This is a genomic window from Arthrobacter sp. Soil762, from assembly GCF_001428335.1.
GTDB lineage: Bacteria > Actinomycetota > Actinomycetes > Actinomycetales > Micrococcaceae > Arthrobacter.
Window position 1 is genome coordinate 144,274 of sequence record NZ_LMSG01000017.1, and the last position, 12,707, is coordinate 156,980.

General features: G+C 60.4%; 15 protein-coding genes and 1 tRNA gene. 9 read left to right on the forward strand and 7 right to left on the reverse strand.

The window, feature by feature from the left end; all coding sequences use genetic code 11:
* Window positions 1-31: 31 nt before the first annotated feature.
* The gene (locus ASG77_RS11800; protein WP_056345656.1) at window positions 32-637 is read right to left on the reverse strand and encodes an ANTAR domain-containing response regulator; all 606 of its coding nucleotides are present in this window, start codon (window positions 635-637) and stop codon (window positions 32-34) included.
* 204 nt (window positions 638-841) lie between these two features.
* Here ASG77_RS11800 and ASG77_RS11805 point away from each other — a divergent pair.
* Both ASG77_RS11805 and ASG77_RS11810 read left to right on the forward strand, forming a co-directional pair.
* Window positions 842-923: transfer RNA gene (locus tag ASG77_RS11805), tRNA-Leu, on the forward strand.
* Window positions 924-1,010: 87 nt separating this feature from the next.
* Entirely contained in the window at window positions 1,011-2,141 is a 1,131-nt protein-coding gene (locus tag ASG77_RS11810; protein WP_056345659.1) for a tyrosine-type recombinase/integrase, read from the forward strand.
* 19 nt (window positions 2,142-2,160) lie between these two features.
* Here the strand turns inward: ASG77_RS11810 and ASG77_RS11815 are convergent, their stop codons facing one another.
* Both ASG77_RS11815 and ASG77_RS23030 read right to left on the reverse strand, forming a co-directional pair.
* Window positions 2,161-2,406, reverse strand: a complete 246-nt coding sequence (locus ASG77_RS11815; protein WP_056345661.1) for a hypothetical protein — start codon at window positions 2,404-2,406, stop codon at window positions 2,161-2,163.
* Window positions 2,403-2,672, reverse strand: coding sequence for a helix-turn-helix domain-containing protein (locus ASG77_RS23030; RefSeq protein WP_056345665.1), 270 nt, complete (start codon window positions 2,670-2,672; stop codon window positions 2,403-2,405). The genes ASG77_RS11815 and ASG77_RS23030 overlap by 4 nt, the downstream gene beginning before the upstream one ends.
* A 247-nt stretch (window positions 2,673-2,919) precedes the next feature.
* Here ASG77_RS23030 and ASG77_RS11825 point away from each other — a divergent pair, with 247 nt between their 5' ends.
* Window positions 2,920-3,423 (forward strand): hypothetical protein, encoded by a 504-nt coding sequence (locus ASG77_RS11825; protein WP_200950751.1) that lies wholly within the window; start codon window positions 2,920-2,922, stop codon window positions 3,421-3,423.
* Here ASG77_RS11825 and ASG77_RS21350 read toward each other — a convergent pair.
* Window positions 3,377-3,700, reverse strand: coding sequence for an ArsR/SmtB family transcription factor (locus tag ASG77_RS21350; RefSeq protein ID WP_082575985.1), 324 nt, complete (start codon window positions 3,698-3,700; stop codon window positions 3,377-3,379). The two genes, ASG77_RS11825 and ASG77_RS21350, sit on opposite strands and share 47 nt — an antisense overlap.
* 180 nt (window positions 3,701-3,880) lie before the next feature.
* Here ASG77_RS21350 and ASG77_RS11830 point away from each other — a divergent pair, with 180 nt between their 5' ends.
* Genes ASG77_RS11830 through ASG77_RS22560 form a run of 3 tightly spaced genes read left to right on the forward strand, consistent with a single transcriptional unit; the run spans window position 3,881 to window position 6,671 of the window.
* Window positions 3,881-4,795: a sigma factor gene (locus tag ASG77_RS11830; protein WP_156380290.1), complete on the forward strand. Its 915-nt coding sequence runs from the start codon at window positions 3,881-3,883 to the stop codon at window positions 4,793-4,795.
* Between the two features lie 59 nt (window positions 4,796-4,854).
* Entirely contained in the window at window positions 4,855-5,559 is a 705-nt protein-coding gene (locus ASG77_RS11835; protein WP_156380291.1) for a hypothetical protein, read from the forward strand.
* Window positions 5,559-6,671, forward strand: coding sequence for a C40 family peptidase (locus tag ASG77_RS22560; RefSeq protein ID WP_056345673.1), 1,113 nt, complete (start codon window positions 5,559-5,561; stop codon window positions 6,669-6,671). The genes ASG77_RS11835 and ASG77_RS22560 overlap by 1 nt, the downstream gene beginning before the upstream one ends.
* Window positions 6,672-6,791: 120 nt before the next feature.
* On the opposite strand, the gene ASG77_RS11845 is transcribed toward ASG77_RS22560, so the two are convergent.
* From ASG77_RS11845 to ASG77_RS11855, 3 genes are all read right to left on the reverse strand, one after another.
* The gene (locus ASG77_RS11845; protein ID WP_156380292.1) at window positions 6,792-7,166 is read right to left on the reverse strand and encodes a hypothetical protein; all 375 of its coding nucleotides are present in this window, start codon (window positions 7,164-7,166) and stop codon (window positions 6,792-6,794) included.
* Window positions 7,167-7,664: 498 nt separating this feature from the next.
* Window positions 7,665-8,510: a hypothetical protein gene (locus tag ASG77_RS11850; RefSeq protein WP_156380293.1), complete on the reverse strand. Its 846-nt coding sequence runs from the start codon at window positions 8,508-8,510 to the stop codon at window positions 7,665-7,667.
* 249 nt (window positions 8,511-8,759) lie between these two features.
* Window positions 8,760-9,008, reverse strand: a complete 249-nt coding sequence (locus tag ASG77_RS11855; protein ID WP_156380294.1) for a hypothetical protein — start codon at window positions 9,006-9,008, stop codon at window positions 8,760-8,762.
* Between the two features lie 323 nt (window positions 9,009-9,331).
* Between ASG77_RS11855 and ASG77_RS11865 the strand changes: the two genes are divergently transcribed.
* The 3 genes from ASG77_RS11865 (at window position 9,332) to ASG77_RS11875 (ending at window position 12,702) form a co-directional block, all read left to right on the forward strand.
* Complete coding sequence (locus tag ASG77_RS11865) at window positions 9,332-10,405, forward strand: IS110 family transposase (RefSeq protein ID WP_082575987.1); 1,074 nt, start codon at window positions 9,332-9,334, stop codon at window positions 10,403-10,405.
* Window positions 10,406-10,547: 142 nt separating this feature from the next.
* Window positions 10,548-11,324, forward strand: a complete 777-nt coding sequence (locus tag ASG77_RS11870) for a CPBP family intramembrane glutamic endopeptidase (RefSeq protein WP_056345689.1) — start codon at window positions 10,548-10,550, stop codon at window positions 11,322-11,324.
* Window positions 11,325-12,414: 1,090 nt separating this feature from the next.
* Window positions 12,415-12,702: a hypothetical protein gene (locus ASG77_RS11875; RefSeq protein WP_056345693.1), complete on the forward strand. Its 288-nt coding sequence runs from the start codon at window positions 12,415-12,417 to the stop codon at window positions 12,700-12,702.
* The last annotated feature ends 5 nt before the right edge of the window (window positions 12,703-12,707 follow it).

Sequence of the window (12,707 nt, forward strand, 5' to 3'; positions counted from 1 at the left end):
CTTGTCGAAATCCCCGGTGTCGCCTGTTGTGCTAGTTGACCTGGTTGATGATGGTCTCGGCGACCTCGCGCATGCTGAGGCGGCGGTCCATGGAGGTTTTCTGGATCCAGCGGAAAGCCTCCGGCTCCGTCAGGCCCATCTTTGTGGTCAGCAGGCTCTTGGCGCGCTCGACGAGCTTTCGGGTGGCGAACTGCTCCTGCAGGTCCGACACTTCGCTTTCGAGGGCCTTGATTTCCTCGTGGCGGGAGAGCGCAATTTCCAGGGCCGGGATGAGGTCGGCCGGGGTGAAGGGCTTGACCACGTAAGCCATGGCGCCGGCATCGCGGGCGCGCTCCACAAGTTCCTTCTGGCTGAAAGCCGTCAAAAGGACCACGGGGGCGATGCGGGCCTTGACGATCTTCTCGGCTGCGGTGATGCCATCCATAATCGGCATCTTGACGTCCATCAGGACGAGGTCCGGCTTGAGTTCCTCGGCGAGCTGCACGGCCTTCTCGCCGTTGTCTGCTTCGCCCACCACGTCATAGCCTTCGCCGCGCAGGATCTCGATGATGTCGAGTCGGATGAGGGTTTCATCCTCGGCCACAATGACGCGGCGCGCCGGCTGGGACGTGGGTTTTGACTCCGTTTGTTCAGTCACGGGATCTCCTTGGAAAGGTACGGCGGGAACATCACCATCTTAGGTGCGCCCGCGGCCGTAGTTTGATCTGCATGGTCTATTGCGGCGTCAGCGGCGCGATTCTGGAATTCAGCCTATCTGCATGTAGAGTAATTCCGCGTACGTGAAGCGATCGCGTTGCTCACAATCAGCTGTGGGCGTACCGGTTTGCACAGCGTATTCCGCGCCCGAGTGGCGGAATTGGCAGACGCGCCGCACTCAAAATGCGGTATCGAAAGGTGTGTGGGTTCGAGTCCCACCTCGGGCACAGTGTTTCCCCAGTTCAGAGGGTTTTAGGCCTCTGACTGTGCACAAAAACTCGTTTTCTGTGCACACGAAGCCTAGAATTTTAGGCATGGCCAGCATTTGGGAACGAAAAAAATCGGATGGATCCACGTCCTATACGGTCCGCTGGCGGAACCCCGAGACGCGTAAGCAAGAGGGGATTACCCTCGCCACGTCGGCTGAAGCGCAGACGTTGAAGCGCCTCCTTGATGCCAACAACCAATCATTTGAGATCGCACAGCATGCAATGGTTTCCAACCAGACCAAATCGCCCACCGTAGCGGCAGTGATCCAAGAACACATCGACCTTCTGGTCCGGCCCTCTGTTGGCACGGTGCACACGTACCAGACCATGCTGAAGCTCCACATCGCCGACGTCATCGGGCACATTCCTGTGGACAAGCTTGACTACCGGCACCTGACGTACTGGATCAAGGCGATGCAGAACAAGGGCCGGTCCGCCAAAACCATCAAGAACAACCATGGCCTGATCTTCTCGGCGATGGAGACTGCCGTCCGGCTCGGTTACCGGAAAGACAATCCTTGCCGCGGAGTGCAGCTTCCGTCCGGCGAAAAAGCGGAGGATGAAGCCAGGTTCCTGACGCACGCCGAGTTCGGACTGATCCTCGAAGGCATGGGGGAGCGGTATAGGGCCTTCACAGAGTTCCTGGTCATGACGGGAACGCGATTCGGTGAAGCAACCGCTGTGACCGTCGCCGACGTCGACCTTATGTCCAAACCGGCCACAATGCGGATCAACAAGGCCTGGAAACGCGGTACTGATTCCGAGTACTACATCGGTGCGACCAAGACCGGCGCCGGAAAACGAACGGTGTCGTTGAATCCGCAGCTCGTGGAGGTTCTGATTCCGCTGGTGGCCAGCCGGCCTGGCTCCGATCTCTTGTTCACCACGCCCAAGGGCGAGAGGATCGTCCACAAGCTGTACTGGCATCACTACTGGGTTCCGGCAGTGGAGGCGGCCCAGGCGCGTGGCCTCAAGAAGTCTCCCCGGATCCACGACCTGCGTCATACGCATGCCTCCTGGCTGATTCAGGACGGCGTATCGCTGTTCACGGTCTCCCGGCGTTTGGGGCACGCGTCGACTCGGACGACAGAGCAGGTCTACGGTCACCTGATGCCGCAGGCCCTCCAGGATGCGGCCGACGCCGTTGAGCGGTCCGCGGTGGTTTGGCGAGGTTAGTGTCCCGCTCGGCGCTTGGCTAGGAGTACTTCTGCCGCGCTTGGGCGCGGGTCCCGATCATGCGGACCGCGGGAACAGAAGGGCCGTGGGATCGAACTTCCCGCAGCTGCGCAATCTCCTTCAAGTGGCCTGAGGTGAAGATGATCTTCCCCTTGCCCCAGACGGCATGCGGGAACTCGCCCTTGGCGGCGCCTTCGCGGAGCCATGCCTCGGAGCATTTGAGCACTGAAGCGGCCTCGGCTGGTTCGAAGAATTCGAGTTTCATGTGTAGGTCATGGACCCGCCGAGATCAGACTGCATGACTGTGCGTCGGAAGCTGGCGGCGGCGGCTTGCACACGTTCGGGGCTTGCCTGGAAGCGGCCTGCAGAGTGAGTCACGAGCCGAGCATCGCAAAGGAGGTCCAGCTGCCGGCGGATGCCCGAATAGGACTGCCCCAGCTCGTCGCCGATTTGGCCGCACGTTGACGGGCCGTTCCTGATCAGGAAACGGAGGATTCGGCTGCGCGTTCGGTTCATCAAGATGTTCGACATGGAGACCGCAATCCGAGGGTTGATGATGACTGCTGCTGTAGACGGGTCTACAGCAGCAGGATACTCCCGCTGCGGTCATGCCGGAAGAGGTGGGCCGGGGAAATGAAGACAGTCCAGGTTGCCGTTGGCTGATGTTGACGCGAACTCAGCAATTGATTGCCCAACTGGATGACTCGCGGAATACTGGGGCACAGGGACGGCGCTCGGCAGTAGGCCGCCCACGTAGAAGCAGGTCGAAAGGTGAGCGATGTCGAGTGAGGAGACAGGCCGTGGCCATGCATTGTCGCCCCAGGCTCAACTCGCCCGTCGCCTAAACCTGCTGCTCGACGTCGTCGTTGCTGAGCGTGGCAAGCCGGTGACTTTCCGAGAGGTCCAAGCAGACCTTGCGTCCAAGGGAATCAAGCTCTCGCGCGCTCGGTGGTTTTACATGAAAGAGGGTACAGGCCGGCTGGTCAGCGACCCTGTGTTGCTGTCGGGGTTGTGCAGTATTTTCGGTGTCGACCCGGAGTACCTCGCCAGCGACGATGCTGCCTTGCCCGAGCGGATTGATTCTCAACTGGAATTCGTAAAGTCGCTCCGTGCGGCGCGGGTGAAGTCATTCGCGGCCCGGACCCTGGGCGATGTTTCGCCGGAAACGCTGCGGGTCATTTCCGAATTCCTCAACGAGGACATCAGCCGTCACCCCGGAGGGGAGCGGGCTGCGGCTAATCCTCCAGAAGATACTGAAGGTGAGCAGCCAGCAACTCCTTGATCCGTGCGGCGTTGGCTGAATATCGCGGCGATCGGCCGTGGCGCCTGCCGGGCTCTACGTCGACCACAATGGCGCCGGATTCCTCGAGAGCCAGCAGGTGTTTAGCCACGCTCGGCTCGCCGGCGCTCACCGCTTCCACGATGTCTCCGCGGGTTGCCGGACCGTGGGCGGAAAGATAACGCAGAATCTCGTTTCGGGACCTGTTGCCGAAGGTCGCGACTGCGGCTTCGACGTCGGCGGACCAGGCGGCGTCGTGAGGTTGCGTTATGCGTGGCATGGAACCATTCTTGCCGAATGAGCTCCAAAAAGTAAGACTGACAGTCTTGACGATACTTTAAATATCTTCGACAATAGTTTGCATAGCTTTGCGCCGTCGTGGTCGGTCAGATTGTGGCCGCCACTCCAGAGGTGCCGGCCGTGCTGGCACCGGAAGTATCGGAATCTGTCAGTCGAAGCGGTGAAGACCATGCGAGTCGAAGCCAGGGCACAGCAAGCCCCGCAGAATCAGTCAGCCTCAACCACCATAGATATCTCCCTGCAAGGAGTGGCGCCCCCGGCGGAAATTGCAGTCCCGGTGGACCAAATCATGGTGGCCGTCGACAGCGTGCAGCGCTATGTGGTGTCGCATCTGTCGAGGATAGGTCGGGCGTGCGATGTGGACGACGTCATGCAGGACATCCGGGTCGCAGTCTGGGATGGTCTTACGCGCGGACACTACCGTCAGCTCCCAGGCGTTGCCTTCGGTGCCTGGGTTCAGGGGGTTTGTGCCAATGTGTGCGCCGCGCATATCCGACGGGAACTCAACCATCCGACGCTCCCGCTGTTCGGGGATCCAAGTGACGCTGGCGGCCCGGTGTCGTTTGACGTTCTGGGCACATTGGGGATCGACCGCGCGTGGGATCGGGGCACTGAGACAATCATCGACCAGGACTGGGCGAGAACCATCATTGACCTGACCAGGGCCAGCGTCCCAGGGGGAGTCTGGGAACTGGCCGTGGACAGTCTCACTGGGCCGCGCCGATACGGTCCGCCGTCTCCGCAGGACCGCCGCCGCTGGCACGCCGTGACCGTTGTGCGCCAAACGGCCCGAACTGTCCAAAGCGCACTGGACGTTGAACGGTCAGCCATCCGGAACATCGGGGACGTGTGCCAGCACGCAGCAGCGTGCCTGCCAACGCCCGTGCTCCGCAGAACGGCCGAATCCATCGTTCGTCCAGGATTGCGAGGCCCGGACCGAACGAAAGCCTTGGCAGCTGTCGCCGCCGAGCTCGGTGTCACCGAACGCTATGTGGCCGTGCAGATCGGTTTCGCACGCCGGCTGTATCAGGCTGCGTGGAGGATTCTCCAATCGGGGGCGCGTGCAGCCCGCTGAGTCATGTCTTTGACCCTGGAATCTTGCCATGAGCGGGTGAGGAGGCTGGAATGCTGCCATTGCGGAGAAATACCACTCGACCGAGCAGACTGCGCCGTTGGTGGTTCACGGCGATCACGGTCCTGTGTGTGGCCGGCGGGCTGCTCGTTCTCACGATGCCGCCGCGCGGACCCGCAGCAGAGCCGGTTCCTCCGCCGACGGTGACGGCGCCCCAGGAGTCGGAACTTCCTTCGCCCAGCTCGACGGCAGAGACAGCGACGGCGGCTCCCGCCGTCGGGATGCCCGATGGTGCGCCGTCCACAACGGACTTCCGCAAGCTCGCTGTCGCGGCGGCGACGGCGATCTACACCTGGGACACCCGATCGGCGTCGTACTCCGACGTCTACTCGAGGCTCCGAGGTTGGTGGCACGTGTTGCCCGACGGGTCCAATCCCCTGTCGGTGCTTGTTCAAGAATTCGAAGCGACCGGCATCAACGCCGGAAGCTATGCCACCTTGGCGGGGCAGCAGGCCCAGCGCTCGGCAACGGTCCAGTCCCTGATGTGCGACGACGAACTGGCCGAGGTGCGGGAGCACCCGGCGCCGTGGTTTGGTCTGCATGTTTGCACGGTCTCGCTTTGGGTTGTGGATGAGTCGACGTCTGGGCGTAACAGGTACGCGGCTACTGCCAGCGTGATGGTGAACTGTCCGCCCGCTTCGACGGCACCGCCGGATCGATGTGTGATGGTCGGTTTCTACGCTTCGCCCAGCAGGATCGTGTCCTGATGCAGACTGCAGTGCTGCTGGTCGGGCTTGCTAAGCGTCATGTCCTGCTACGGGCTGCAGTGGCTGTCGCCACTGTTCTGATACTGGCGGGCGTCTTTGCGTTCTGCGGTGCCGTCGCAGTACTCGGTGCCAATGGGGGAGCTGCGTCTGCGTGTTCGCCGACGCGTCCGAGCGGTATGTCTGGGGGCAATAGATCCGAAGCTCTGAGCGTTCGCGCCGGTCGCCAGGCGCCGCTGGATCTGACGGCGCGGCAAATTGCCGTTGCCTCGGATTACATCTCAGTTGGCAAGCAGTTGGGTGTGCCGCGCGATGGTCAGATCATTGCGATCATGATGTCGCTACAGGAATCCGGTCTTAGAGTCCTGGCCAATGCGAACGTACCCGAATCTCTCAACTATCCGCACGATGGCGTCGGCAGCGACCATGATTCGCTGGGCAGTGCCCAGCAGCGTCCGGCCGCAGGTTGGGGGAGCATTGCCCAGCTGATGGATTCCATGTACAACGTCCAAGCCTTCTACGGTGGCCCGGCTGGTCCTAACCGCGGCAGTCCGCCGGGGCTCTTGGACATTCGAGGCTGGCAATCCATGAGCAAGGGCCAGGCGGCCCAGGCCGTCCAGGTGTCGGCGTTCCCCGAGCTGTACGCGCACTGGGAACCTCAAGCAACTGCGATCGTCGACACGCTCGACGACGGGACCCCGCCTGCCCTGTGCGGCGAAACGTCGAGTACCGCGCCGATGATCCAGGAATTGGCCAACCTGAGCCAGATTCGTCAAGACATCCTGCGGTTCACCCAAGAGGGCGTTGGTGGCGCGTACGTATGGGGTGGTACGGCTTTCAAGGCGTGGGATTGTTCCGGCTATGTCCAGTGGATCTACCGGCAGGCTGGAATCAATCTGCCGCGCGTGGAGCAGTGGCGTGTAGGCGTGCGAACCGACAATCCGCTGCCCGGAGATCTGGTGGTGCAGAACGCGCAAGGGCCGAACAGCTGGGGCCACGTTGGCATCTATGCCGGCGATGGCAAGATGTGGAGCGCCCTCAACCCTTCTGTAGGGACACTACTGCATCCAATAGCCTGGAACTCGGATACAGCGTATTTCGATCTGCTGGCCTGAGATTCACTGCTGACGGTTTCGCAATTGACGCTAGGTAATGGCAGCCTGCCCGGCCAAGTAATCCTGACCACGCTTGGAATGGAGGCGCCGGCTGCCCAACGCCTCCATGCTTCGGCGGGCTTAGACAGGTCGGCAGATGTGTCGTTTGGCCAGACCCACGATCACCGCTGCCTTGGCATCATTGCGGGCATGATTGGCCAAAACAAGCGTGCTCTTGTGCAGTTCATCAGCAGTCGCAGCCGTCATGCCGAGCTTCTTAGGATCAACGCAGATATCTTCCCCAATCCTGGCTATCTCCTGATCCGTGTTGTTGTTGATTGTTGGCACGCGATCCCGGACCGCCTCCACGAAGGCCTTGGTGCCGTCGTCTGCTGCTGACGTGGTCACCTGGCTGCTGGTCGAGGGGCCGCCGGTATCACTCCCGCCACAGGCAGAGATAGACACGGTGATGGCGATAACGGCTAATAGGCCGCAAAGTGTAGAGCGCTTAAACATGGGAACCTTTTACTTTGGTCGTGCTTTGACGGCAGCGAGCGTAACACTCATTTATCTGTCGCGACCGGAGTGCGCGCCGATCCATTCCACAAGCTGACCAATGGCACTTCGGATTGAAATTGCAGGCTCCATCATGCGGCAGGTGGGCAAAAGTCTCGCCTCAGCCGGGGCAGACGAATTCGTGATACCACCAACCGAAAATTGGCCACCATTCACCATAGAAGTACTCAATAGGGATGTTTGGTGGCGATGGCCACTTGGTCGGGCAGGCATCCGAAGCGTGAGATACCGACGATGCCGACCCGCCACGCTCGCGAGGCAGCTCGCCGGCTCAAGGGCTCCGGGACGAACATTCCGGCGCCGGTCATGGCAGCAGGCGAGTTGATCGGCCCTTACCGCGGATAGCCAGCTGGCGGCAGTAGCGTCGCGGATGGCCTTGGGCTCGTTCGGGCGCGCAGCCGATGGTGAAATGCCGCGATGCAGAACGTTCGCGTGGAGCTATTTCACGTATCCGTTCAATCTGAGCTCACGCTCTGCATCGGCCGCACGTGCAGGGCAAAAATAGGCCACGGTCAGGCGGACCACAGCCGGACCACGGCCACTGGACTCAGAACCTGGGGATCCGAACTCCTTAACTTCGGTCGAAAAATTTGTGTATCCGCCGCTCAGGGGCTTGTCGCAAAGAAATTCCTTCATGAACTGGCCGAAACTGGTCACATTGTCCGGCACGATCCCGGCCGAGGCTAGGTCGGCGCCATAGCTTCCAGTTGTTTGAATGGGGGATGGAAATGGAGTGGAGTCAGGCCTGTATGGGATTGAGACCCCAAGATCGGCGCATCGGTTGATCAGCTCCGTGCCGGCGGCTTTGAAATCCGCAGCCTTCAGGTCATAGCTGCCTGCAGCGTTGAGGAGGCCGTCGACCGGTTCCGCGAGCGCATTTACAAGTGTTTTGACGTCGGGCTCGGCGCGCTTGGCGATGTCACTGAGCTCTGCCGAAAGCTTGCTCGCCGTCGACCTCGCGGTGGAATCCACGTTCGTGACATCCTTGACGAACGCAATGGAGTCAAGGAAGGTGCTATGGCTTTTGCTACCCATGAGTTGATCACACGTGGTCTTGGCCGACACAGTGAACTCATTGGCGCTCGCTGACGGACTGTTCGTCGAGCCTGCATCTGGCTCGCTGCGAGGCCCACTGCATCCAGCCACAAGAAGGGCCGACATCGAGATGACAGCCACCAGGATCTTCTTCAATTGTCCCCATTTCGGATTTATGTTGATCAAACGGAATCGTGTCCCGAGATTTGGCGGATACTGCACGAAATCAACAGTCTCATCCCAAGTCACAGCCTCCCGACGAATGCCACACGGAGAGGCAAGAACAAAACCCGTTAGTGAGTGAAAATCCACGAACCGGCAACATCTCCGCAGCTCAGAGCCCGGCCTTCCCGAAACCACGACCCGCGAACCGAGTCAGGCGGAGTTGGTCGGCTGGTCCGGTTTGCGCTTAGCACTCCGGATTCGCGATGGACATGGCAGGGTTTGAGCTGCCAAACCCAAGGCGTGCGGACAGGCACTGTTCCAGTCAGATAAGCGTCAGCGTTTGGTCAGCGACTTGTAGAAACGCCAGTCGCCGTTCCCGTTGCTGTCGTACTGAAAGCATCTACGCATGGCGTCGATCGCGTTTAGGACACCAAGCAAGGCCGCTGGAGAGAAAGACGAAGCTCCTGCGGTGCCGTAGTGGCTCACCCAGTTGGCTACGATCGAGGGAGCATGACGGGTTCGAAGGTCTGCAATCTGCTGCGTGGTGAGGATGACCTGGCTAGCGGCCTCGTGAATTTTCACCGCGTACACAATGGCGTCAAGACAACTGTGAGTCTTGACAGTGGCTGGTCTGGGACTGGCTGGCAGGATGGGTGCAGGCCGTTCCGCCCCGTGGATATGACTCACCGCACAACTGACCCGCACGGTGTCTTTAAGTAGATTTGTCTCTCCATTGGGGTGGTCCGACCGGCACCTGTCCGGCCCACCTCGGTAGCTTGATCAGAAGATTGTCCACCCCTTTTTGCGGGGCGTGACCCATCACAGTGCTGTTCCTTGGTGACCTCAACCCGGACTGGTACCGGCCAGCGACGGCCATGACCATGTCCGTGAACAGGAAGGTACCAATGACCGCCATGTCTATCGTCGCGCATGCCCATCCATTTGTCGTGGGCGTCGACACGCACGCCCGCAACCACGTCTACTCGATCCTCGCCGCAAATACCGGCGCCTTGCTCGAATCCCGGGATTTCCCCGCAACCGGAGCCGGGATCAACCGGGCGATCGACTGGGTCGCCCGCCGCACCGGCGGCGCTGCCGACACCCTCTGGGTGATCGAAGGTGCCGCGTCCTACGGAGCGATCCTGGCCGGCACCGTAGCCAGCCACGGCTTCCCTGTGGCCGAGGCACCGCGGATGGATGCCAAGAAGCGCCGTGGAGTGGGCAAGACCGATGCCCTGGACGCCCACCAGATCGCCATCTCGACCCTGGCCCTGCCGGTGGACAAGCTGCGCCGCCCCCGCCTGCATGACGGGATCCGCCAAGGCGTGAGGATTCTGGTTACGGCACGGGGATCCATGACCAAGGACCGCACCCGGTCGATCAACGCTCTCAACGCCCTGGTGCGCGGCAATGACCTGGGCATCGACGCCCGCAAGAAGCTCACCAGCACCCAGATCACTGAGGTCTCAAAGTGGCGGTCCCGGGAAGAAGAGCTCTCGCTGTCCATCGCCCGCACCGAGGCTGTGCGACTGGCTAGACACGTCCTGCTTCTCGATGAGCAGCTCACGGCCAACGAGAACCAGCTCGATGAGTTGGTCAAGGTCAGTGAAGCCGCACCCTTGCTCGAGGAGACAGGGTTCGCAGCGATCAGCGCCGCGAAGTGCCTCGCGGCCTGGTCACACGAAGGAAGAGTTCGTAACGAGGCGGCCTTCGCATCCCTGGCCGGGGTGAATCCCATACCCGCATCATCCGGGAACACGGTCAGACACCGACTGAACCGGGGCGGAGACAGATCTCTGAACAGTGCCCTGCACATGGTCGCGGTCACCAAAATGACCCATGACGCCAAAACCCACGAGTATGCCGAAAAACGACGCGCCCAAGGGCGAACCAACAAGGAAATACGCCGCTGCATCAAGCGCTACCTCGCACGCCATATCTACCGCACGCTCAATGCCTCAGCAACGCACACGCCTTGACAGACCTAGAAGCTTTACCAGGATCCTCGCCCACCTAGCCCTTCCGTTGACACGCATAAGGACTGGGCTGCCGGTGAGGCACATGCTGTGCGCTAGCTGAGAGACTATCCGGAGAACATATGAACTACAGAGGGGGCATTACGTGTCAGAAACGTCAGTTGATCACAGGCGGCAGCGCTTCGGATGGCTAATCGAGCGCAAGGACGGACGCGATTTTCCCTTCTATGACGGTCAACCCGTAGAGGTAGCTACGTGGAAGTGGCTGGTCATCATCGCATCTTGCGTGGCAGGTTTCCTCGCATTGACGTTGATCCCCGAAGCTAACAATGTCGGCTCGCTCCTGACACGGTTCTTGTTCGCAGCAATCCCTTTCTCGGTCTTCATCGCTCTCACTGGAGGCTTCTGGAAGTCGATCTTCCGTAAACTCACCGGCCGGGACTTCCTGGACATGGTGATCTTCTGGCTCTTGAACCTCATAGTCAGCGCGGCAGTCGGTGCTATCGTTTTCGCAGTTTTCGGCGCAAACGCGAACACCGCCACTGACTCCGTCCTCGACGGCGGTCCAGCGGAAGTCATCGCCTTCTACGTCGGGACCGGGGTCCAGCTCTTCGGGGAGGAAATATTCACGATCCTGCCCTTCCTGGCCGTCATGTATCTGCTCTATACCAAAGCCCGGCTGACTAGGACAGCGTCGATTCTGCTGGCCTGGTTCATCACCGCTATTTGGTTCGGCGCCGCGCACCTGCCAACGTACGACTGGAACTTTGCGCAAGCCCTGCTCATCATCGGTGCCGCACGCCTGGTACTGACGCTGGCATTCATCCGAACCAAAAACATTCTCGTCTCCACCGGCGCCCATATTCTCAACGATTGGTCATCGTTCACACTCGTACTAATCGCTGCAAGCCTGACCTCATAAGGGCCTCCGCCGGCCGACTCTGGGTTCCCAGAGGAGCAGCGGTGAACGCCCAAGGGAACAACGGCAGGACATACCCAAACTTCAATCCCCTGGGCAAGAATCTGACTAGCCTCGAACTGGACACCACTGTCATCGCGCCGGGCAGTCTCCGCCCGCGCACAGGCCACCTCGCACGCCATATCTACCGCACGTTCAATGCCTCAGGAACAGCAACACACGCCTTGACAGACATAGAAGAGTCTGTGAGAGAAAGAACCGACGCGTAGATGTTGCTACCGGCGCCGTAGATGCAATCGTGGTCTGGTGTCCCGATGGCTTACTATCTTTCGTGGGATCCGCCTGGCCAGCGGAAGCCTGAGCCTCCAGCTTGTTCAAAGCATCTTTTACCATTCTATTGAATAATGGCCTTATATTCTTCCGGTTCTCCTCCGTAGCAGCGGACTCAAGGAGTACTAGATTCGCCTTAAGTATTGCCGCCATAGAGGCGTCAATCGATTCGAGGTGCTTCAGATATTGCACGAGATCAGACGACAGTCCAGCCCCACTGAAAACAACTTCTGACACGATTTTCCTCGTCCCCCATAAATGCTGCCTAGCGCGGCCATTTCCCACGACCTGACCGACGATACTACGGCCTGCTGGATGGTGGACGTCTCGGCTCGCCTCGTACTTCGCATAAGGTCCCCGAGGACCAGATGCGCAGTTTCTCTGGATGAAACCAACGGCGAGAGTGGCCGGGCCGCAGCGTCCAAGGCAGCGTGCTCCCGGGAGCATGATCCTTCCTAAATCTGCTATCGCCTCGGAGGAGCCTCTCGGTACCGAGCCGATTCGACACGGACTCGTGCCGTCGGCATACCCCCGCAGCAAACTCCATTGCATGGCTTGGAGACCGAATTCGGCGACGGCTATTCGCTTGACAGCCGTCGCGCATCTACCGCAACTCACAGCCACGTTGCATCCGGTATATAGTGCCAACGCGCTGACGTCGGGGGCGGACTGAACACTAGTCATGTAGCCCCGCCCCTCCACCTCCATGAAGTAGTGAGCCCAAACCCCTCATTCCCTTGGACAACGACGGACGGAGCGCCCGATGTTTTTGGCAGCGGTAGATCCTGGAATCACCCCGAATGCAGACTTTCCATTCCTTGAATCGCTGAAGCAGATCGGCGGTGGCATCCTGGTTGGTGCCTTCGTGGTGATCGCGATCGTGGCGATCATTGGGGCTGCGATGCTGCTCGCCGGCAAGCTGAGCCAATCTTCGCGGTTGGCTTCCGGTGGCGGCATGATCTTGCTCTGGACCGGGCCTGTGGCCGCCATCCTGGGCGGCATCAACGGCTACATCCTGTGGTCTCAGACGGCTTTTCCCTTGGGGTTCTAGGCAGA